The sequence below is a fragment of the Xanthomarina sp. F1114 genome (assembly GCF_026410255.1).
Classification (GTDB): Bacteria; Bacteroidota; Bacteroidia; order Flavobacteriales; family Flavobacteriaceae; genus Xanthomarina.
This window is the reverse complement of record NZ_JAPMLL010000001.1, coordinates 57,917-80,030: the sequence shown is the minus strand read 5'-3', so window position 1 is coordinate 80,030 and position 22,114 is coordinate 57,917. Positions and strand designations below refer to the sequence as shown.

Here is a 22,114-nt window from a genome sequence, read left to right as displayed (position 1 = left end):
AATTTAATAAAAGCCTGCAAATATATAGGTTACAAGCCATTTTTTCAAAAGATTGGAGGCAATATTATAAATGTAGTAAAATTTAAATAATTTCCTAACTTTTTATTTTAGGTTTTTTATACAAAGGAACTGAAGAACAGGCTTCTCCATACATGATAGATGATGCAAAAGGTTTTAGTCTCTCAGTAGCCATTAGGTAGGCATTTCTTGGAACTGGTTTGTGGGCGCAGCCTTTAATAATAACTGGTTTACCAGCATACTCATCTAAATTTAAATTATTTATGATGTTTTGATAGACAGAAGTTTCCAATTGTTCTAAATCGCCAATAATAGTTGTTTTAGAAATAGCCTCTAATTCTATAGTAATAAGCATATAAGCCCAAGCAGGAATAATAGCATCCGTTGTACAGGTAAGAGCAACATAACAATCTTGGTATTGTGTCCAATCATGCTCTTTTAAATGCGTTCTAAACTCTTTTTCACGAAGCACAAATCCTTCAAATAACCAATCTTTTACATCTAAAAGGATACGTTTTCCTTCTGGATAATAATCCTCCAAATCAAATACGACTAGTTTACTGTTAGCTACGCGATTAATTATTTCTTTTTCCAAGATTTGATACTTATTGATTAAATGTTATTTGTTAATTGTTATTGGAGCATAGCTATTAACCCTTTAAACAATTAAGGTGTTTAGCTTTTAGTTATTTGTGCTAAGGTGAAGCTTATAGGCTTAACACCACTAAAAAAAATTAAATTCTGGTTATAGCATTCCAAGCTCTAACTTTGCTTCATCGCTCATTAAATCTTGGTTCCAAGGTGGATCGAAAGTAATTTCTACTTCAGCAGTTTTTACTTCGTTTATAGATTTTACTTTTTCTTCAACCTCTAAAGGCAATGTTTCTGCAACTGGGCAATTAGGAGTTGTAAGAGTCATTAAAATTTTTACTTCGTAGTCTTCGTTTACAAAAACATCGTAAATTAATCCTAATTCGTAGATATCTACAGGGATTTCTGGATCGTAAATAGTTTTTATAACCTTTACTATTTTTTCGCCTAAGGCATTTGTGTCTATAATTGTTTCGCTCATGATTTTAAGTTTATTCGTTTAGTAGTTTGTTCTTTAGTCCATTTTTTTAAATAATTTTAAGACTAATAACTATACTAATTAAGTTGTGTTTGGTATGCAATGGCATACATTTTTAATTGTTTTATCATGCTTACCAAGCCGTTTGCACGATTTGGCGATAAATGTTCTTTTAGTCCAATTTCATCTATAAAATCGGTATTAGCTTCTATAATTTCGCTTGGTTTCTGATTTGAAAATACACGAATTAAAATGGCAATTACACCCTTTGTTATAATGGCATCGCTATCTGCTGTAAAAACAACTTTATTGTTTTCCATATTTGCGTGTACCCAAACTTTACTCTGACAGCCTTTTATAAGGTGGTCGTCTGTTTTATATTGCTCGTCAATTAAAGGCAAAGTTTTACCTAAATCAATCATGTATTGGTAGCGTTCTTCCCAGTTGTCAAACATAGAGAACTCATCTATAATATCGTTTTGAATGTCTTGAATCGTCACCTGTTATTATTTTATGCAAAAATACAATAAGTATTATTTTTAATCAATTTTTTACTGTTTTTCAGACAGTTCTAATAATGTGGACATCAATGAAGCTATATATTTATTTGGTTCGCCAGCATCAAATTTTGGCACTTCGTAACTTTTCCCTTGATGTGTTATTTTTAAGCTTGCAATTGCAGCAGCATCGACAAATCGATCTTGAGTAGGGGCTTCTAAAGTTTTTAATTTCTCTAAGTCTAAAGCTTTTACTTCAGCTAATAATTTATTGGTTTCTTCTTGAGAACAGGTTCTGAAAGTAGGAGCAGAGTTTCTGTCTTTTTGAATGGATAATTTCCCATTTTCAAACACATACTGACTAAAAAATCCTCTAGTTGAAGTGGTATATTCTATAGTATAGTTGTTTTCTTGCGCTAGTATTGCATCAGAATTTTTGGAAGCTTTTATTAGAATAGCGTCTTCGTTGTACAAGGTTAATTCCTGATTTTTAATAGCTACAGTATTAACATTATTTAAAGCAGAAAGCATATTTTTTTCAATGTTATTATTTGCTTCCTGGCAATGCATTCTGGTACTAGCTAAAGGCCCAAAAGTGATAGAATTTCCATCTATTTTATAAGTTCCTGTAAATCTATTACATCCTGAAAAACCAGAAACACTCTTTGTATCCTGATCAAACTGCAGGGTTAATTTTTCTTGAGAGTAATTGTTTTCTCCAACATTTGTCACGTAATAAGTTCCAGAAATCTGTTCCATAGCTTCTTTATTAGTTTCCATAGCGGCGATATCTTTAGAGTTGCCACAAGACATAAAAGTAATAATGCTTATTAATATTGATAAATATTTCATTTTGCTATTTTTTGTGTTAGACTTTATAAGATACAAAAATGGAGCCAAAATTTTATTCCAACATCATTTTTGCTTTCTTAACACCAGCTACTAAAGCATCTACTTCTTTTTTAGTATTGTAAAATGCAAACGATGCCCTAACTGTTCCTGGAATTTTAAAATAGTCCATAATTGGTTGTGCACAATGGTGACCTGTTCTTACAGCAATCCCTAATTTGTCCAGAATGGTCCCTACATCGTATGGATGTATTCCTTCTAAATTAAAGGAAATAACCGACGTTTTATTTTTTAAGGCTGAATTGCTCGGGCCATAAATTTTTAAACCTTCTATTTCCAAGAGGTTTTTAGTAGCGTACTCTAAGAGTTCATGTTCATATGTTTCGATATTATCAAAACCAATGGTATTTAAATAATCGATAGCAGCACCAAAAGCAATACCTCCACAAATATTAGGGGTTCCTGCTTCAAATTTATGAGGCAAATCGGCATAGGTTGTTTTTTCGAAAGTCACTTCTGCAATCATTTCGCCACCTCCTTGATAAGGTGGTAATTTGTTAAGCCAGGCTTCTTTTCCATAAAGCATTCCAACTCCCGTTGGACCACACATTTTATGAGCAGAAACCACATAAAAATCGACATCAAGTGCTTGTACATCTGGTTTTACATGCGGACAAGCTTGGGCGCCATCAATTAAAACAGCTGCATCAACTTTATGTGCTTTATCAATAATTTCTTTAATAGGGTTAATAGTTCCTATGGCATTTGAAATATGATTGACAAAAACCAGTTTTGTTTTATCTGAAAGTAATTTGTCGTATTCCGCCATAACTAATTCGCCCTCATCATTCATAGGAATAACCTTTAAAACAGCTCCAGTTTTTTCGCATAACATTTGCCAAGGCACAATATTACTATGATGTTCTAAAGCTGAAACAAGAACTTCATCACCTTCATTCAATAAAGAAGCGAATCCATGTGCCACTAAATTGATGCTTTCGGTAGTGCCAGAAGTCATGATAATTTCATGGGCATGTTTGGCATTAAAATGAGCTTGAATTTTATGTCGGGCTTCTTCGTATTTGTCTGTAGCTTCTTGACTTAATGTGTGGACACCTCTATGAATATTTGCATTGTAATTGGTGTAATAATCTACAATTGTATCTATTACTTGTATAGGTGTTTGCGAGGTCGCGCCATTATCCAAATACACCAATGGTTTACCGTGCACTTTTCTTGAAAGTATTGGGAAGTCTTTACGTATATTTTCTATTGGAAACATTATTTATTGATAATTGATTCTAAGTTAAAATTTAAATTTAAATAAGCACCGACTGTTCTAATTTCCATTGGATCCGACTCAGAAATGTCTGAGAAACCGTAATCTCCTACGAGTTCTATAGCAAACATTTTTGCAATAATAAACCCAAACCCAAATTGTGCTCCAAAATTGGTGCTTTTGTAAAAGTCTGTAACATCATTGTTATCTTGGTCTTTAGCAGATAGTACAAAACTCATTCTTGGACCTAGTAATAAATAGCCTCCTTTATTATATCCTGATTTGCTAGCCATATCAAATTTTATGTGAGGGATTAATTGAATTGAATTTATGTTAAATTCAGCAACTTTATAATTAGGAATATAATTTAAAGTGTACTTTTCGTAAGACTTGTTATATTGCAAATTTAGTTTAACCCCAAACCTTTTTAAAAATTGATAATCTGCAAAAGCTCCAAAATGGATATTAGGTTTTTCAGTATATGAAGCTGTAATTCTATTTGATGACCTTTCGACTGTGCCATCCATATAACTAGCTCCTAAGACCAAGCCATAGGATAAATTTTGAGAAAACATACTTGTTGCAGTAAATATAAAAATTACAACAAATGATATTTTTTTCATGATATTAAATTTGATTTCCTGTCAAAATCGAGAATTTTGTCTTTGGTAATATTAAAGATCAAACCCAATATTAACGCCTAATTTGGCTGCTATAATTTTGTTGATTCGTTGTTTAATTTCTGGTATTTTAACCGAACTCAACACATTGTTACTAAAAGCATACATTAATAAGGCTTTCGCCTCTTTTTTAGGAATACCTCTAGATTGCATATAAAATAAAGCGCTTTCGTCTAATTGTCCGATAGTACAACCATGAGAACATTTTACATCGTCTGCAAAAATCTCTAATTGTGGTTTGGTGTTAATCGATGCTTTATCGCTTACTAGAATATTGTTGTTTGCTTGAAAGGCATTGGTTTTTTGCGCTTCTTTGTTTACAAGTACTTTTCCGTTGAAAACCCCTGTAGAACTATCGTCGTAAATTCCTTTATAGTCTTGGTGACTTTCGCAATTTGGTTCAATATGGTGTACCAAAGTATTGTGATCTACGTGTTGCTTGTTGCCAATAATAGTTACACCTTTCATGGTAGAATCTATACGTTCTCCATTTTGATAGAATTCTAGGTTATTTCTAGTTAATTTCCCACCAAATGAAAAGGTATGCACAGAACAGAAACTTTCTTGCTTTTGGTTGATAAATGTACTATCAATTAAAGAGGCGTTTTGGTTATCGTTTTGAATCTTGTAATAATCTACAATAGCGCGTTTGTTTGCAAAAATTTCTGTCACAGAGTTTGTTAAAACAGGATTATCTGTTAAACTTTGGTGACGTTCTATAATTTGTACATGAGAATTTTCGTTAACTACAATTAAGTTACGCGGTTGATTCATTAATGCAGCTTCATTCCCTGTTGAAAAATGGATAATCTGGATGGGTTTATCCACCATTTTGTTTTTAGGAATTTGAATATAAGCGCCTTCTCTGGAAAAAGCTGTGTTTAAAGAACTTAAACTATCTTTTGTAGCAATTTTATTAAAATAGTTGTCTATTATTAACTGATATTTAGGTTTGTTTAATGCGGAAGACATCAAGCAAACATCAATCCCGTCGTGTGTTGTTTCCGAGAGGTGAGATGAATATTTACCATCTATAAATACAATTTTATAACTATCAATTTCATGAATAAAGTACTTCTTAACGTCGTTGTATTCCACGTTTTTTTCATGTTTTGGAAACACGCTATAATCATGTTTTAAAACACTATTTAGAGAAGTGTATTTCCAAGCCTCGTCTTTTTTAGATGGAAATCCTTCGTTTTCAAATACTTTTATGGCTTCGCTCCTTACATCGTGAACGCGTGAATCTAAATCCACTTCATTTTCAAATGCTAAAAAGGAGGATATGAGTTTTTCTTTTAATTCCATTTAATTAAGTTTTCAGTCATTTATAGTAAAGTTCAATAATTTTGAGTCTACTAGAGAATGCTGTTTGCTATTTTACATTTTAAAAGCTTTGCTATTCCAGTTTTAAGTTTGCATAGGCTTACTTAGAACTGCAAGTAAATTATGCGTTCGCTTTTTCTTTAATCCAATCGTAACCTTTTTCTTCTAATTCTAATGCTAATTCTTTACCACCAGATTTTACAATTCTACCTTCGTGTATAACGTGTACAAAATCTGGAACTATATAATCTAAAAGTCTTTGGTAATGGGTAATTACAATAACAGCATTGTCTTTGGTTTTAAGTTTATTAACACCATTTGCAACAATACGTAAGGCGTCGATATCTAAACCGGAATCTGTTTCGTCTAAAATAGCTACCTTAGGTTCTAGCATAGCCATTTGAAAAATTTCGTTACGTTTTTTCTCTCCTCCAGAAAAACCTTCGTTTAACGACCGAGATAAAAATTTTCTATCAATTTCTAACAATTCAGCTTTTTCGCGAATTAGTTTTAGCATTTCATTGGCTGGCATATCTTCCAAACCTTTTGCTTTACGTGTTTCGTTAATAGCTGTTTTTATAAAGTTGGTTACAGAAACCCCTGGAATTTCAACCGGATATTGAAACGATAAGAATACTCCTTTATGAGCACGTTCATCTGGTCCCAATTCATCTATGTCTTCATCGAATAAAAGAATTTCTCCATCAGTTACTTCGTATTCTTCTTTTCCAGCAATAACAGAGGCTAGAGTACTTTTTCCAGAACCGTTTGGTCCCATGATAGCGTGAACTTCTCCTGGATTTATTTCTAAATTAATGCCTCTTAAAATGGCTTTATCTTCAACACTTGCGTGTAAATTCTTAATTTTTAACATAATTATTTATTCAAAAAAATTAAAATTTTAAGCTTAATTCGCACTTAAAATATGACTCAGTTTTTAATTTATTTATCAGCTCCTAAGATTATTTCTTCTTTATTAGGGTCTGGTTTGCTAACATTTATAATCTCTTTAATCTCTATACGAAATGGCCAACCTTCTTCGCCTTCCGGCTTTTGGATAATTTTTCCTTTTATTTCCACAGGAATCATATCGGTTTCAGCCTTCTTATAGGTTTTTGTTTGTTCATCTAATTCGTGCATCTTTTTATCGATAACAACTCCATAAACTTCATGTTTTGTTTGTAAAACGGCTGCATCTGCATAATACACAAAATCTCCCTTTAATAAAGTAAGCCCTTTTGTGTCAGTGACTTCTGTTTCTGGTTCAATGGCTTCGTTTTTAGTATCGTTTTTACAACTATAAAAACTAGTTACCAATAAGAATAGGATTAATAATTTTTTCATAATTTATATTTTAGACTTTCTAAATTTTTAACCGAAAACTTCGGGATAAAAAAGTCTCTTCATAATTTTATCCAACAGATCCTTCTAACGAAATTTCTAGTAATTTTTGAGCTTCTATAGCAAATTCCATTGGAAGCTTGTTTAAAACATCTTTACTAAAACCGTTAACAATTAATGCAATAGCTTTTTCTGTATCTATTCCACGTTGATTACAATAAAACAATTGGTCTTCTCCAATTTTACTAGTTGTTGCTTCGTGTTCTATCTGCGCCGACTTATTTTTAGCTTCAATGTATGGGAAGGTGTGCGCGCCACATTCGTTCCCCATTAGTAAACTATCACATTGAGAGAAGTTTCTAGCGTTTTCAGCATGAGGTCCTATTTTTACTAATCCTCTATACGAGTTTTGAGATTTTCCTGCAGAAATTCCTTTAGATATAATAGTCGATTTGGTGTTTTTACCTAAATGGATCATTTTGGTTCCTGTATCTGCCTGCTGGAAATTATTGGTAACTGCAATGGAATAAAATTCTCCCACAGAATTATCACCTTTTAAAATACAGCTTGGATACTTCCAGGTAACTGCCGATCCGGTTTCTACTTGAGTCCAGGAAATTTTCGCGTTTTTCTCGCAAATTCCTCTTTTGGTTACAAAATTGAAAACGCCTCCTTTTCCTTCGGCGTTTCCAGGATACCAGTTTTGAACGGTAGAGTATTTTATTTCTGCACCATCTAAAGCAATAAGCTCTACAACAGCAGCGTGTAATTGGTTTTCATCTCTACTTGGAGCTGTACAACCTTCGAGATAACTTACATAACTGTCTTCATCTGCAATTAAAAGTGTACGCTCAAACTGACCCGTTCCTCCTTGATTAATTCTAAAGTAGGTGGATAATTCCATTGGACAACGAACGCCTTTTGGGATATAGCAAAAACTTCCATCGCTAAATACAGCAGAATTTAAAGCTGCGTAGAAATTGTCTTTTTGAGGAACTACGGTTCCAATATATTTTTTTACTAAATCTGGATAGTCTCTAATGGCTTCGCTAATAGGGCAAAATATAATTCCTTTTTCTGCAAGAGTTTCCTTGAAAGAGGTAGCCACAGAAACAGAGTCTATAACTATATCCATAGCAACACCAGCAAGTTTTTTTTGTTCATCTATAGAGATACCAAGTTTTTTAAAGGTATCCAGTAACTCTGGATCTACTTCGTCTAAACTATCGTATTTAGGTTTGGTATTTGGAGCAGAATAATAGGAAATAGCTTGAAAATCTGGCTTTTCATAATTGACGTTTGCCCATTCTGGTTCAATCATTTCTTTCCATGCTCGAAAAGCCTCTAATCGCCATTCGGTCATCCATTCTGGTTCTTCTTTTTTTATTGAAATAGCTTTTACTACGTCTTCATTTAAACCTATAGGGAATGTTTCCGACTCAATATCTGTAAAAAAACCATATTCGTACTCTTTGGTTTTTAGTTCTTCTCTTAAATCGTCTTCAGTATACTTGTTCATAATTAAAATTTAAAATTCAAAATTTAAAGTTGAGCTAATCCAGTTTGTATTTGCTTCTTTTTAAATTACTCTTTTTAAGATAGTTCATAAATACTCCAATCATTTTACTTAAGGTAGTGACTTGGTTATTTAACTTATTGAACGTCTCTGTATCAATATATTTTCGATCTAACATTTTTTACAATTGAGATCGAGTTTCTCCTGTTAAAGCTTTAGAAATAGATAGGAATTTAATAAATTCTTTATGTCCATTTCGTTTAAAGCTTTCAGCTATATTTTCCATAATAGAACTAGATGAACCGTCTATTTGGCTGTCTAACTTGTAGTCTTTTTTAAATCTGTGTTTATAGCTATGATATAAATGTTATTGCGAAGTATTTTAGATAATTTCTAACTCTTCAAACTGTTTTATCCTTGCCATAATTCTAAATTTAAAACTTTACACCTTAAATTTATAAGGAAAAAGATTCACCACAGCCACAAGTTCTATTGGCGTTGGGGTTGTTGAAAACAAAACCCGCTCCATTTAACCCTCCAGAATATTCTAGAGTAGTACCAATAAGGTATAAAAAGCTTTTTTTGTCTACAATAATCTTAATGCCATTATCCTCAAAAACCTTATCTTCTGATTCTTGTGTTTTGTCAAATTTCAAATCGTAAGACAATCCAGAGCACCCTCCACTTTTTACACCTACACGCACAAAGTCTGTTACCGAATTAAAGCCATCTTCGCTCATAAGTTCTGTAACTTTCTTTTTTGCTGTTTCCGACACTTTTATCATAAATTAAAATTGATTAATTCACGTGTTTTTATTAATTTTTCTATTTGTTACGTGCAACCTTAGCTCATAATACTCGTTTTATTATAACGAATATTATTAAGAAAGTTTCTAAATAGAAACGCAAAGATACAATATATGTCCTATTTTACCATAGAACATAGCATTATATTAACAAATACTTTAATAGACTTTTGTTATGCTTAGATAGAGCCTGTATTGGTAGTTAAAACAGGTGTTTAAAGTCTCGTTTTACTACTTGGTTGTTGTATGAAAACCTTTAAAAATAAGTGGGTTTTTTACTGTTCTCTGATTTATCTGAATATTTATGAAAAAATATGAATTCTTCATAAAAATGAAAGTATTTTAAGTTGGGCGTTGTTAGATTTTCTCCAGATTTAAATATTAAATAAGTGATCTTATTTGGGTGACTTCACAGTTAAATAGCTTTAAAAAAGGAATTATCGCTAATTTTTACATTTAGTATCAAGAAGCTTCTTATTTTTGCCCTATGATTGAAGATAAAAACCAAAGCAAAACAGATTTAGGAAGTTTAGGCGAATTTGGTCTTATAGACCATCTAACTAAAAACTTTACCGTAAAACAAAAATCAACTATTAAATCTATAGGCGATGATGCTGCTGTTTTAGATTTTAAAGATAAGCAGGTTGTTGTTACAACAGATATGTTGGTTGAAGGTGTGCATTTTGATTTAAGTTATATGCCTCTAAAACACCTGGGTTATAAAGCTATTATTGTAAACTTGTCTGATGTGTATGCCATGAATGCTGAAGCTACCCAAGTAACGGTTTCTATTGCTGTGTCTAATAGGTTTCCATTGGAAGCATTAGAGGCGTTATATGCTGGAATTAAAACGGCTGCTGGTATTTATAATATAGATGTTGTTGGAGGAGATACTACGTCTTCTACAACAGGATTATTGATTTCTGTAACTGCTATTGGAACTGTAGATGCCAATGATGTGGTTTGTAGAAGTGGTGCAAAACCAAACGATTTACTGGTTGTTTCCGGTGATTTAGGTGGAGCTTATATGGGATTACAAGTGTTAGAACGAGAAAAAGAGGTGTTTAAAGTAAATCCTAATAATCAGCCCGATTTAGATGCCTATACTTATATTATAGAAAGACAGTTAAAGCCTGAAGCAAGAAAAGATGTTCCAAAATTACTAAAAGATTTAGGGATAAAACCAACCTCAATGATTGATATAAGCGATGGCTTGTCTTCTGAGATTATGCACCTTTGTAAGCATAGTAAAGTGGGTTGCGATTTGTATGAAAATAAAATCCCTTTAGATCCGCAAGTTATTTCGGCCTGCGAAGAGTTTGATATCGACAGTACAACTGTTGCGTTAAATGGAGGGGAAGACTACGAATTGCTATTCACAATCTCGCAGGAAGATTTTCCTAAAATTAAAGCGAACCCTCACTTTTCAGTTATTGGTTTTATGAAGGAAGAGGCTGCTGGAATGCATTTAATTACAAGAGCAGAAACAAGTATTCCAATAAAAGCACAAGGTTGGAATCCTATTGGTGATGAGTAGGGAATTTAGCCGTTTTCTTTTTCTTTTTTTTGTGAATATGCTGCAATAATATATTAATTTCTCTTTGCTTAGAAGTTAAAGGGGTTAAATTGCCATTCCCGTTAGTGGACATTTGTTTTTTGCAATGAATACATTGAAATTCACTAACATAATTGGTTATTTTTTTTGTGATTCTAAAATCATGACCTACAAGGGAACAAATCAGATTTTTCATGTTACTATTTGCTATTATCAATTTCTAAAATATGTGAAAAATCAATATAGGCAATTTAACCGAAAATCCAAGACGTATTCTTAATAAATGGTAGAGGCAAGAGTTTTGCTTTTTCTACGAACCATGCGTCTTGTATAAATGTCCTCCAACAAATTGTTTATCTCTTTGTATTTTGGAGTTAATTCTGTTAATTGTCCGTTGCTATTTGTAGTTACTTGTTTCTTGCAACAAGAGCAAGTGTATTCACTTACATGTGAAGTTACTTTTTTAGACACTTTATATCTATGTCCAAAAATATCGCAATAAAACTTAAGCGGAGTTCGGTTAGTTGTAGTTTTTTTCATAATTAAGGTTGTTTGGGATTCCTAACTTAGATAAAAAACAAGAATAATGGCTAAAAAACACAAATTATTCGATGAACCGCACCAGTTTGTAAGTTAATTCAGTCAGATTTTCTATATAACTCATATGTCCTTCTGAAAGTTCAACAATTTCAACATCAGAATCTTCTAAAAGCTCCTTCAGTAAAACCACATTCATTATTGGGTCTTTTTGTCCTAAAACAAATAACTTATTGCAACTTAGACTCTTAAATAGATCTGTTCTGTCTTTTCTTATTTTCATCCCTTCGCTTGCTGCTATATAACCTTGAACTGGTGTTTTTAGAGCCTCGTTAAGAGCTAGTTTTAGTTGGTTTTGATATCGTGTTTTGCTTTCAGGGCTAAATAAGTTAGTAAAAGACATGCTTACCAAACTCTTAAAGTTGGTTTTAGCCATGTTACTTGCACGAGTTCTAAGAGCTTGACGTTCTTTGTCGTCTGGTAAAAAGGTGGAATTTATAAGACAAATTCCGTTTAGAGCTTGCGGTTTTTTTTCAGCAAAAGCTAAGGCTACATATCCGCCCATAGAGTGACCAATAAAGATAGATTTTTTTATGTTTAAATAATCTAAAACGGCTTCTACAGTTTCGGCCATTAGTTCCATTGAATGAATGTACCCTAAACAACCGGTCTTTCCGTGTCCCAGCAAATCTATAGAGATAACTCTGTGGGTTTTTGATAAGTTGGGAGTTATTTCTTTCCACATGGTGCTGTTTTCAAGAAAACCATGAAGAAGGATAATAGGTTCTCCATAACCCTGTTCTGTGTAATATACTTGTATGCCTTTATGCTCTATAATCATAATTTTAATACTCTGTTACAAAGATAAAAAGACTTAACATTTTGGAGTTACAAGAGTTAGTTAATTTAGAATAGATGTGTTTTTTCTTGTATTTATAGACATCTAAATTTTAGGCTAAGCAACTAATTAATGAAGGGAGTAGGAGAGTTGGAAGTTTACACCATAATCATTTGTAGAAGCTGCATCGGCCGGAGGCTTGCTGTCGTATGTGTAGTAAAACTTTAAGCCCACCTTAAAATTATCACTAAAAAGATTTATTTTAGGATTTAAATTGAACACAGCTCTATGTCTGCCAGAATCTGTAAAATAGGGTAAATAGCTAATGTCTGAATCCACCCATAATTTGGGAGTCTTATATTTATACACCCGCCATACTACTTGAAAAATACCAGCAATGTCATTTTGTTCTGTGGTGCTGCCATACGGGATTTCATGAGTTAGATTAATCCCTGTTCCTGCATATAGTCTATTCCAATTGTTATAAGAGAGGTCCTTTAGTCCCATTAAATTAACGCCCCACCTTTCTTTGATACCTAATTCTGAGTTTTGGCTAAAAGCCACAGCTAGTTGTGTAGACCATCCATTTCTTAATAATCTTTGCCATGCAATGGAGACATCTGCTTTTCTCGAGCCTAAGGTGTCTGCTTGATAGGTGTTGTTTTGATCCCACTCCACTTCAAAGTAGGCTTTCTTTTTCCTGTAATTTATATCTCCGGAAAATGCTAAGCTTCCTATATCACTACCTTTTGAGTAGTTAAATCCCAAACTGAGATTTCCGCTAAATCTTAGCCAGAAGCTGTTTTTAATAGGATAGAGTTCTACAATATCTTTTATATGAACTAATATTTTATCTGTTTTAGTTATAATAAATACGGTTCCAGAACTATCTGAAGCGCCTAAAGTTCCAAAATAAATGGCATCATTTTGTAATTTAATCTCGAACTGTTTTTGTGAAATAATGGTGCTTACTTTAATTTCTTCTAGACTTATGGTTCCCATGCCGTCCATTTTCCAAGTAAAAACACCGTATGCTAAGTTTTTAAGCTCGCCAGTAAGTATGTTTTTATTAACATGATAAATAGTATCTGTTTTTTGAGCTAAAACTTTGTTGAAAGGAATAATCAAAAACAAATAAAATAAGAAGCAGTAAGGTGCAAGTCTGTTCAAGTTTCAGTTTTTATAAGAGTAAATTTAAACTTTAAATTACTAGTTTGTATGAAATGACCGAGAAATTAAAATTACCCAGGTTTTACATGTTTTTTATGAATATACAATAATCTTCGTTTTTCATTTTTAAAAATTAATCCTAATAATTGAAGAGCTAAGCGTTTTAAAGAAGGTGTAAAACAAAACTACCGTTGAAATAACGCCTGTTTTGAAGAAGGAGGATATATTTTTGTTGAAATAAGAAAAGGAAACTCTCATTAACATATGATAAGCTCAAAATCCAAGTATTGTAATTAATATTTTTTAATTAAAATGATTCTAAATACCTATTTTAAATTGTTACAACTTTGTCTAAATCTTATTTGAAGTGTATCTTTGTTAGATAAAAATTAAACTTCAACAATGAGCGGAATTTTGAATTCTTCAGTTGGAAGAAAATTTGCCATGGCACTTTCGGCATTCTTCCTAATGATATTTTTAGTACAACACTTTGCAATAAATTTATTATCTGTATGCAACAGTGAAACTTTTAATGAGGTTTCTCATTTTATGGGAACCAATTGGTTAATCCAATATGTTATGCAGCCTATATTATTAATTGGGGTGTTATTTCATTTTATTATGGGTTTTGTTCTAGAAATTAAAAACAAGGGTGCTAGAAAAATTAGCTATGTAAAAAATAATGGAAATGCGAATTCTACTTGGATGAGCAGAAACATGATTTATAGCGGTTTATTTATCTTAATCTTCTTAGTGATTCATTTTTTAGATTTTTGGTTTCCAGAAATTAATATAAAATATATCCAAGGAGATACGTCAGGATTAATCGATCCAAATAATGCAGAAAGTGGTTTGCGTTATTTTGAAGAGTTACAACATAAGTTTGTTCCTGTTTGGCGTGTGGCTTTATATTGTATTGGTTTTGTGTTTTTATCACTTCACCTATTACATGGTTTTAGTTCTGCTTTCCAATCTGTTGGAGCAAATAACAAATACACAAAAGGATTAAGAGGTTTTGGAAAAGCTTATGCTATTTTAATTCCATTAGGGTTTATTATTATTGCCTTATTCCATCACTTTAATCAATAAAAAATTATATCTAATATGGCTTTAGATTCTAAAATACCAGAAGGTCCAATTGCAGACAAATGGACAAACTATAAAAATAATATCAATCTTGTTAATCCAGCAAACAAACGTAATATAGATGTTATTGTGGTGGGAACAGGATTAGCAGGAGGTTCTGCTGCTGCTACTTTAGCAGAGTTAGGATATAACGTAAAAGCATTTTGCTTTCAAGATTCCCCAAGACGTGCCCACTCTATTGCAGCTCAAGGAGGAATTAACGCAGCAAAAAACTACCAAGGTGATGGCGATTCCACTTACAGATTATTTTACGATACTGTAAAAGGAGGCGATTACCGTTCTCGTGAAGCAAACGTGTATCGTTTGGCTGAAGTTTCGGCAAATATTATTGACCAATGTGTGGCTCAAGGGGTTCCTTTTGCTCGTGAATACGGAGGTTATTTAGACAACCGCTCGTTTGGAGGTGTACTTGTATCAAGAACCTTTTATGCGGCTGGACAAACTGGACAACAATTGCTTTTAGGAGCTTATTCTGCCATGAACCGTCAAATTGGACGTGGAAAAATTAAAATGTACAACCGTCATGAAATGCTAGACGTTGTCATTGTTGATGGAAAAGCAAGAGGGATTATAACACGTAACTTAATTACTGGCGAAATAGATAGACATTCAGCTCATGCTGTTGTGCTTGGAACTGGAGGTTATGGAAACGTATTCTTTTTATCTACCAACGCTATGGGTTCTAATGTAACGGCTGCTTGGAAAGCACACAAACGTGGCGCTTACTTTGCAAACCCGTGTTATACGCAAATTCACCCTACCTGTATTCCTGTTTCCGGAGACCACCAATCAAAATTAACTTTGATGTCTGAGTCTTTAAGAAACGACGGACGTATTTGGGTGCCTAAAAGAAAAGAAGATGTAGAAGCAGTGAGATCTGGAAAATTAAAACCTGTAGATATTCCTGCTGAAAATAGAGATTATTACTTAGAACGTAGATATCCGGCGTTTGGAAATCTTGTGCCTCGTGATGTGGCATCCCGTGCTGCTAAAGAACGTTGCGATGCTGGTTTTGGTGTAAATGCTACAGGTGAAGCTGTGTTTTTAGACTTTGCTTCAGCTATTGAACGTTACGGAAAAGAACAAGCAACTGTTAGACATTTAGATGCAAACGATACTGCTTTAGTAACTAAACTAGGAAAAGAAGTTGTTAAAAATAAATACGGAAACCTATTCCAGATGTACGAGAAAATTGTAGATCAAAATCCGTATGAAACCCCAATGATGATTTATCCTGCAGTACATTATACTATGGGTGGTCTTTGGGTAGATTATAATTTAATGACAACCGTTCCTGGATTATATTGTATTGGTGAAGCTAACTTTTCAGATCACGGAGCAAATAGATTGGGAGCTTCGGCTTTAATGCAAGGGTTGGCTGATGGTTATTTTGTATTACCTTACACTATTGGCGATTATTTATCGAACGATATTAGAACCGGAGAAATCTCAACAGATTCTAAAGAATTTGAGCAAGTTGAAAAAGATGTAAGAGATAGAATAGACCATTTAATAAACAATAACGGGAAACATACAGTAGACCACTTCCACAAGAAACTTGGAAAAATTATGTGGAATAAAGTAGGAATGGCCAGAAATGTTCAAGGACTAACAGAAGCTTTACAAGAAATAAAAGAACTACGCGAGGAGTTTTGGAAAGATGTAAGAGTTCCTGGAACTAACGACGAGTTTAACGATGAACTTGCAAAAGCAGGTCGTGTGGCAGATTACCTAGAATTAGGTGAATTATTTGCTAAGGATGCCTTACATAGAGAGGAATCTTGTGGAGGACACTTTAGAGAAGATGCGGTTGAAGAAAGTGGAGAACAAAAAGGGGAAGCGAAACGTGACGATGAGAATTTTGCATACGTAGCTGCCTGGGAGTATAAAGGAGACCCAAGTGCTGCCGTTCTTCATAAAGAAGATTTAGAATTTAAAGATATTGAATTGAAGCAGCGTTCTTATAAATAGATTATAAGTTATTAGGTAAATAAGTTATTAAGGTGAGTAATTTTAAATCGTTTGAAGATTTAGCTTGTTGGAAAGAAGCTAGAAATTTAAGATTATTTGTCTCCAAAAAGATTATATCTAAACTACCTAATAATGAAAAATTTAGTTTAATAGATCAAATAAAACGTTCATCACGATCTGTTGGGAATAATATAGCTGAAGGATATGGAAGATTTCACTTTCAAGAAAATATTCAGTTTTGTAGAATTGCTAGAGGATCATTATTTGAAACTTTAGATCATGGAATTATCGCTTTGGATGAAGGTTATATTTCAGAAGAAAATTTAAATGAATTAAGAGTAATTCATGATAAAACATTGCTGATTTTAAATGGGTATATTAAATATCTAAAAAATCAGAAAAATAACAAATAACGGAAAATGAGAGTATTTTAATGAGATTTTATAAGCAAAGCCTTAACTCTCAATAACTTAATTTCTCAATAACTTAATATTACAACTTATGAATCTTACACTAAAGATTTGGAGACAAAAAAATAAAGACGATAAAGGAAAATTGGTTGATTATCCAGTCAGTGATATTTCTCCAGATATGTCTTTCCTTGAAATGTTAGACGTATTAAACGAAGATTTAATAAATAAAGGTGAAGAACCAATTGCTTTCGATCATGATTGTCGTGAAGGAATCTGTGGAATGTGTTCGCTTTATATTAATGGAGAAGCTCACGGTCCAGATAGAGGTGTTACCACTTGTCAACTACATATGCGTATGTTTAAAGATGGAGATACTATTTTTATCGAACCATTTAGAGCAGCAGCTTTTCCGGTAATTAAAGATTTAATAGTTGATAGAACTTCTTTCGATAGAATCCAGCATGCTGGAGGATTTATCTCTGTAAATACCTCAGGAAATACGATAGATGCCAATGCTATTCCAGTAAATAAGCACGATGCAGATACAGCTTTCGATGCTGCTACTTGTATTGGATGTGGAGCTTGTGTTGCTAGTTGTAAAAACTCGTCTGCTATGCTATTTGTCTCTGCTAAAGTATCTCAATTTGCCTTATTGCCACAAGGACAAGTAGAGGCTACAGATCGTGTTTTAAACATGGTAAAACAAATGGACGAAGAAGGTTTTGGTAACTGTACTAACACCGGAGCTTGCGAAGTGGAATGTCCGAAAGGAATTTCCTTAGAAAGTATTGCTAGAATGAATAGAGAATACTTAAAAGCAAGTTTAAAAGGATAATGTCATTCAGAGCATTATTGAAATCAAAATATATTTTGATTGAAAATACTTAAACGTAGTTTAGAAGAATCTCTTATAAGTTAAAATCCCAAGCTATGTCTTGGGATTTTTGTTTCTTTACAGTTCAATAATAGTCATGGAACATCCAAATACATTTTATAAAAACCAGTTAGAAAAACATCAACTTGCGGTAAAGGCTTTCAATAAAAAACTGTTAGGAATGAGCAGCCTAAGATTGCTTGTTTTTTTAGGAGTTGTCGCTGGAATATATGTCACTTTCAATTTATGGCAGGTAGCAGTAGCTATTGGAATTATAGGGATTTCATTGTTTATTTTTCTGCTTTCAAAATATACAGATACCAAACGCTTAAGAGATGTTAGTAAGGCTTTGGTAGCTTTAAATGAAGAGGAAATTAAAATAGCGGCCGGAGATTTTCACCATAGAGAATCAGGAGAAGCATTTATAAATCCCTTACATTATTATAGCTTAGATATCGATTTATTTGGAAGAGGTTCTTTCTTTCAATTTATAAACAGAACAGGTATTAATGAGGGAACTGAAAAATTAGCAGAAAGCTTAACTGCAAATCAAATAGAAAATATTCCCTTAAAACAAAATGCCATCAAAGAATTGTCTGGAAAACCAGAGTGGCGCCAACAGTTTTCGGCAGTTGCAACTTTAATTGAAGCAGAAACTCCAGCTCTAAAAATTATAGAATGGTTAACATCTCATAAGTCATTTTTACCCAAAATAATGTCTTGGTTTCCTAAAGTTTTTTCCGTGGCATCCTTAGTAATGATTGCCCTTGGTATGTTTAAAATTATCGATTTGGGCTTTATTGGATATTGGTTAATTCTGGGCTTGCTAATTACAGGTTTATATTTAAAAAAGATCAATGTTTTAGCTGCAAATACCGATAAAGTACGAGATACCTTTAGACAATATGCTTTACTTCTAAATCAGATTGAATCTGAAAGTTTTTCGTCTGAATTATTAAAAAACAAGCAAGCCCATATTCAACAAGAGCAAAAAAAAGCTTCTGAGATTTTCTCTCAGTTTTCAAAATATTTGGATGCTTTAGACAATAGGAATAACCTTATTTCTGCCATTTTTGGCAACGGGTTTTTCTTATCAGATTTAAAAAATGCCTACAGAATAGAGCAGTGGATCTCTCAATATAAAACCACCGTGGCTAATTGGTTTGAAGTCGTTTCATTTTTTGATGCCTATAATACTTTAGGGAATTATGCTTTTAATCATCCGGATTATGTATTCCCGGAAATTGTTGAGAATAGTACTGTAATTGAAGCTGTAGATCTAGGCCATCCTTTATTGGATAAAAATAAACGTGTAGATAGTAATTTAGATATCCATAATCAAGAGTTTTTTATTGTAACCGGTGCTAATATGGCAGGAAAGAGTACCTTTCTTAGAACAGTTTCTTTACATATTGTAATGGCAAATGCAGGATTGCCTGTTTGTGCCAAGTCCAGTAAATACGCTCCTGTAAAACTGATTACAAGTATGCGTACCAGCGATTCTTTAACAGACGATAGCTCGTATTTCTTTTCAGAACTAACGAGACTTAAATTTATTGTAGATGAAATCTCAAAGGAACCGTATTTTATTATTCTGGACGAGATTTTAAAAGGTACAAACTCCACAGATAAAGCTATTGGCTCTAGAAAATTTGTAGAGAAATTAGTGGCTAGTAATGCTACTGGAATTATTGCTACCCACGATTTAAGTTTGTGTGAAATTTCTAAAGAATTACCAGACGTGAAAAATCACTTTTTTGATGCTCAAATTGTCAACGACGAACTCTTTTTCGATTATAAATTTAAGGATGGCATTTGCCAGAATATGAATGCGAGTTTCTTATTAAAGAAGATGGCGATTATTTAAATAAAAAAACCTTTCAGTCCAGATGTCTCTGGGTTGAAAGGTTTATATAGTTTAATCAAAAGCGTTTTTAAAGAGAATTATTTCTTTTTTCTTTTCTTCTTACCTTTCTTTTTACTCTCACTCTTATTTTGCTTTGGATGCACCAATTCCATTTCATCAATTAAATGTGTAGCTCCAGCGTATTTATCTACAATAAACAACATATAGCGCACATCTACCATAATGTTTCTACAAATTTCTGGATCGTAGTACATATCACTCATAGTTCCTTCCCAAACTCTGTCAAAATTTAATCCAACCAAGTTTCCATGCGCATCAATTGCTGGACTTCCAGAGTTTCCACCCGTTGTATGGTTTGTTCCTAAAAAGCAAACAGGAACTTTTCCGTTAGTATCAGCGTATGGTCCGTAATCTTTAGCTTCGTATAATTCAATTAGTTTCTCTGGTACATCAAATTCGTAATCACCAGGAATATACTTTTCAATAACCCCGTCCAAATAGCTCACAGGCTCGTAATAAACAGCATCCCTAGGAGAATATCCTTTTACCTGTCCGTAAGTTACACGAAGTGTTCCGTTGGCATCTGGGAAATATCGTGCATCCGGAAGTGCCTTCATAAGCGCCGTCATATATTCGGTTTGTAAAGCTGTTATTGGCTCGTTCTTGGCTTCAAACTCTGGGTTGATGCTATTATAGAACTCGTCAATCATTGGTTTAGCATAGGCATAAGCCGGATCGTTATTCAATTTTTCTATAATTTCTTCTTGAGTACCTTCAAATAGTTTTAAAGCCGACTCTAAACTTGTTAGAGCTGTTTTGTCATAAATAGAAACATCTACATTTTCTGTATAAAAAGGCATCACATTTTCGAAAACACCTTTATCTACATGCACATCAAAATCTTTATGTATTTTGGTTAAAGTACTTTCTGTAGCAGCTTTAGCTTTATCAAAAATAGCTGGATTATTTGTAACTGCTTGCTCAAATTGATAGGCTCTAAAAGTCATTTCCATCAATTCGTTTGTTACTAAAAATACTTCTATAAAGCTTCTTCGTTTCACGTTGATAGCTTCAAATTCTTCATATAGCACATCAAACTCAGGAAGAATATTTCCGTACTTATCTTCCAGATTCTTTTCTTTTAAAGCCTTTTTAAAATCGGCTTCAAACTTCTTTCTGTTTTCAATTGCGCCACTTTTTTCAATCCCTAAATTTTCACCTTGCCATTTTTTGTAGGCATTGGCAATTCTAGCTTGCTTGGAAGCGTATTTAATTCTAACCTCGTCGCTTTCCATCATTTTAGCGTCAATAACCTCTAAAGCAGCTCTACGAATAGCAATATTACTTGGGTTATAATCTTGAGTTATTTGTTCTATAGCTACTGCTGGTAAATATTCATCTGTAGTTCCAGGGAAGCCAAAAACCATAGTAAAGTCGCCTTCTTCAACACCATCTAAAGAAATTGGTAAAAAGTGTTTAGGCGTATATGGTACGTTGTCTTCGCTGTATTCTGCTGGGCGGTTATTTTTGTCTGCGTAAATTCTAAATAAAGCAAAATCTCCAGTATGTCTCGGAAAAACCCAGTTGTCTGTATCAGAACCAAACTTCCCAATACTTGATGGAGGTGTACCAACTAAACGGATATCGTTAAAACGTTCTGTAACAAATAAGAAGTATTGATTTCCTTTATAAAACGATTTAATTTTAGTGTCTTGCCAAGTTTCTTTTTTAACCCCAGCTTCAATATTATTAGAGTTTTTAGAAACAGCGGATTGCCTTTCTTTTTCCGTCATAGATTCTGTAACACCATTTAAAACTTGCTCTGTTACATCTTCTATTCTAACAATAAATTCTATAAATAAGCTTGGGTTTGGTAATTCTTCGTCTAATTTCATAGCCCAGAACCCATCTTTTAAATAATCGTTTTCTAAAGATGAATGAGATTGAATCTGGCTAAATCCACAATGGTGATTGGTAAGAACCAAGCCTTTTGGAGAAATCACCTCACTGGTACAACCGCCATTAAAATGCCCAATGGCATCTTTTAAACTCGAGTTGTTAACATCGTAAATGTCTTGAGCCGAAAGCTTGCTTCCAAGATTGGCCATTTCTTCCTCGTTCATTCCCTCTAAAAGTGAAGGAATCCACATGCCACCTTGTTGCGCTGACACTTGAATTGTAATAAAAAGTAATAGAATTTTAATGAATTTCATAATCAGATAATTTAGTATCCTTCAAAGATAAAGAACCATGCTATAAAAGATGTTAAAATGATCTAAATTTATCTATTGAACTTGTATCTTTAAGCTATGAAGACCCATAATGGGCGTTTGATAAAAATGCTCATTATTACCAAAATAGT

The 22,114-nt window shown here is 33.1% G+C and carries 23 protein-coding genes; 6 read left to right on the top strand and 17 right to left on the bottom strand.

What is annotated here, in order from left to right; translation table 11 throughout:
- Nucleotides 1-94: 94 nt before the first annotated feature.
- The 12 genes from OS188_RS00335 to OS188_RS00280 all read right to left on the bottom strand — a co-directional run bounded on the left by OS188_RS00335 (nt 95) and on the right by OS188_RS00280 (nt 9,360).
- Complete coding sequence (locus tag OS188_RS00335; RefSeq protein ID WP_267146814.1) at nt 95-613, bottom strand: DUF2480 family protein; 519 nt, start codon at nt 611-613, stop codon at nt 95-97.
- Nucleotides 614-763: 150 nt separating this feature from the next.
- Nucleotides 764-1,090: an iron-sulfur cluster assembly protein gene (locus tag OS188_RS00330; RefSeq protein WP_267146813.1), complete on the bottom strand. Its 327-nt coding sequence runs from the start codon at nt 1,088-1,090 to the stop codon at nt 764-766.
- A gap of 74 nt (nt 1,091-1,164) precedes the next feature.
- The gene (locus tag OS188_RS00325) at nt 1,165-1,587 is read right to left on the bottom strand and encodes a SufE family protein (RefSeq protein WP_267146812.1); all 423 of its coding nucleotides are present in this window, start codon (nt 1,585-1,587) and stop codon (nt 1,165-1,167) included.
- A gap of 51 nt (nt 1,588-1,638) precedes the next feature.
- On the bottom strand, nt 1,639-2,436 hold the full coding sequence (locus tag OS188_RS00320; RefSeq protein WP_267146811.1) for an META domain-containing protein: 798 nt from the start codon (nt 2,434-2,436) through the stop codon (nt 1,639-1,641).
- Nucleotides 2,437-2,488: 52 nt separating this feature from the next.
- Nucleotides 2,489-3,715, bottom strand: a complete 1,227-nt coding sequence (locus OS188_RS00315) for an aminotransferase class V-fold PLP-dependent enzyme (protein WP_267146810.1) — start codon at nt 3,713-3,715, stop codon at nt 2,489-2,491.
- Nucleotides 3,715-4,335, bottom strand: coding sequence for an outer membrane beta-barrel protein (locus tag OS188_RS00310; RefSeq protein WP_267146809.1), 621 nt, complete (start codon nt 4,333-4,335; stop codon nt 3,715-3,717). Before OS188_RS00310 ends, OS188_RS00315 begins: the two co-directional genes overlap by 1 nt.
- Nucleotides 4,336-4,386: 51 nt before the next feature.
- Complete coding sequence (sufD, locus tag OS188_RS00305; protein ID WP_267146808.1) at nt 4,387-5,700, bottom strand: Fe-S cluster assembly protein SufD; 1,314 nt, start codon at nt 5,698-5,700, stop codon at nt 4,387-4,389.
- 139 nt (nt 5,701-5,839) lie between these two features.
- On the bottom strand, nt 5,840-6,592 hold the full coding sequence (gene sufC / locus OS188_RS00300) for a Fe-S cluster assembly ATPase SufC (RefSeq protein WP_267146807.1): 753 nt from the start codon (nt 6,590-6,592) through the stop codon (nt 5,840-5,842).
- A 68-nt stretch (nt 6,593-6,660) separates the two neighbouring features.
- Nucleotides 6,661-7,062, bottom strand: coding sequence for a hypothetical protein (locus tag OS188_RS00295; protein WP_267146806.1), 402 nt, complete (start codon nt 7,060-7,062; stop codon nt 6,661-6,663).
- Between the two features lie 67 nt (nt 7,063-7,129).
- Nucleotides 7,130-8,578 carry a Fe-S cluster assembly protein SufB gene (gene sufB / locus OS188_RS00290; protein ID WP_267146805.1) on the bottom strand — a complete coding sequence of 483 codons (1,449 nt, stop codon included), beginning with the start codon at nt 8,576-8,578 and terminating at the stop codon, nt 7,130-7,132.
- A 178-nt stretch (nt 8,579-8,756) separates the two neighbouring features.
- The gene (locus tag OS188_RS00285) at nt 8,757-8,885 is read right to left on the bottom strand and encodes a four helix bundle protein (RefSeq protein ID WP_416236484.1); all 129 of its coding nucleotides are present in this window, start codon (nt 8,883-8,885) and stop codon (nt 8,757-8,759) included.
- A gap of 145 nt (nt 8,886-9,030) precedes the next feature.
- Complete coding sequence (locus tag OS188_RS00280; protein ID WP_267146804.1) at nt 9,031-9,360, bottom strand: HesB/IscA family protein; 330 nt, start codon at nt 9,358-9,360, stop codon at nt 9,031-9,033.
- A 508-nt stretch (nt 9,361-9,868) separates the two neighbouring features.
- Here OS188_RS00280 and thiL point away from each other — a divergent pair.
- Nucleotides 9,869-10,918, top strand: coding sequence for a thiamine-phosphate kinase (gene thiL, locus OS188_RS00275; RefSeq protein WP_267146803.1), 1,050 nt, complete (start codon nt 9,869-9,871; stop codon nt 10,916-10,918).
- On the opposite strand, the gene OS188_RS14820 is transcribed toward thiL, so the two are convergent.
- From OS188_RS14820 to OS188_RS00260, 4 genes are all read right to left on the bottom strand, one after another.
- A complete protein-coding gene (locus OS188_RS14820) occupies nt 10,902-11,132 on the bottom strand; it encodes a DUF1660 family phage protein (protein ID WP_524499340.1) in 231 nt (76 codons plus the stop codon). The two genes, thiL and OS188_RS14820, sit on opposite strands and share 17 nt — an antisense overlap.
- 80 nt (nt 11,133-11,212) lie before the next feature.
- The gene (locus tag OS188_RS00270; protein ID WP_267146802.1) at nt 11,213-11,476 is read right to left on the bottom strand and encodes a DUF1660 family phage protein; all 264 of its coding nucleotides are present in this window, start codon (nt 11,474-11,476) and stop codon (nt 11,213-11,215) included.
- Nucleotides 11,477-11,540: 64 nt separating this feature from the next.
- Entirely contained in the window at nt 11,541-12,314 is a 774-nt protein-coding gene (locus OS188_RS00265; protein WP_267146801.1) for an alpha/beta fold hydrolase, read from the bottom strand.
- A gap of 126 nt (nt 12,315-12,440) precedes the next feature.
- Entirely contained in the window at nt 12,441-13,481 is a 1,041-nt protein-coding gene (locus OS188_RS00260) for a DUF481 domain-containing protein (RefSeq protein ID WP_267146800.1), read from the bottom strand.
- 402 nt (nt 13,482-13,883) lie between these two features.
- On the opposite strand from OS188_RS00260, the gene OS188_RS00255 reads away from it, so the two are divergent.
- The 5 genes from OS188_RS00255 to OS188_RS00235 all read left to right on the top strand — a co-directional run bounded on the left by OS188_RS00255 (nt 13,884) and on the right by OS188_RS00235 (nt 19,752).
- Nucleotides 13,884-14,570, top strand: a complete 687-nt coding sequence (locus OS188_RS00255) for a succinate dehydrogenase cytochrome b subunit (RefSeq protein WP_267146799.1) — start codon at nt 13,884-13,886, stop codon at nt 14,568-14,570.
- A 15-nt stretch (nt 14,571-14,585) separates the two neighbouring features.
- A complete protein-coding gene (locus tag OS188_RS00250; RefSeq protein WP_267146798.1) occupies nt 14,586-16,598 on the top strand; it encodes a fumarate reductase/succinate dehydrogenase flavoprotein subunit in 2,013 nt (670 codons plus the stop codon).
- Between the two features lie 32 nt (nt 16,599-16,630).
- On the top strand, nt 16,631-17,011 hold the full coding sequence (locus tag OS188_RS00245; protein ID WP_267146797.1) for a four helix bundle protein: 381 nt from the start codon (nt 16,631-16,633) through the stop codon (nt 17,009-17,011).
- Nucleotides 17,012-17,099: 88 nt separating this feature from the next.
- Nucleotides 17,100-17,846 carry a succinate dehydrogenase/fumarate reductase iron-sulfur subunit gene (locus OS188_RS00240; RefSeq protein ID WP_267146796.1) on the top strand — a complete coding sequence of 249 codons (747 nt, stop codon included), beginning with the start codon at nt 17,100-17,102 and terminating at the stop codon, nt 17,844-17,846.
- Nucleotides 17,847-17,982: 136 nt separating this feature from the next.
- A complete protein-coding gene (locus OS188_RS00235) occupies nt 17,983-19,752 on the top strand; it encodes a MutS-related protein (protein WP_267146795.1) in 1,770 nt (589 codons plus the stop codon).
- Nucleotides 19,753-19,829: 77 nt separating this feature from the next.
- Here the strand turns inward: OS188_RS00235 and OS188_RS00230 are convergent, their stop codons facing one another.
- The gene (locus OS188_RS00230) at nt 19,830-21,965 is read right to left on the bottom strand and encodes a S46 family peptidase (RefSeq protein ID WP_267146794.1); all 2,136 of its coding nucleotides are present in this window, start codon (nt 21,963-21,965) and stop codon (nt 19,830-19,832) included.
- Nucleotides 21,966-22,114 lie beyond the last annotated feature (149 nt).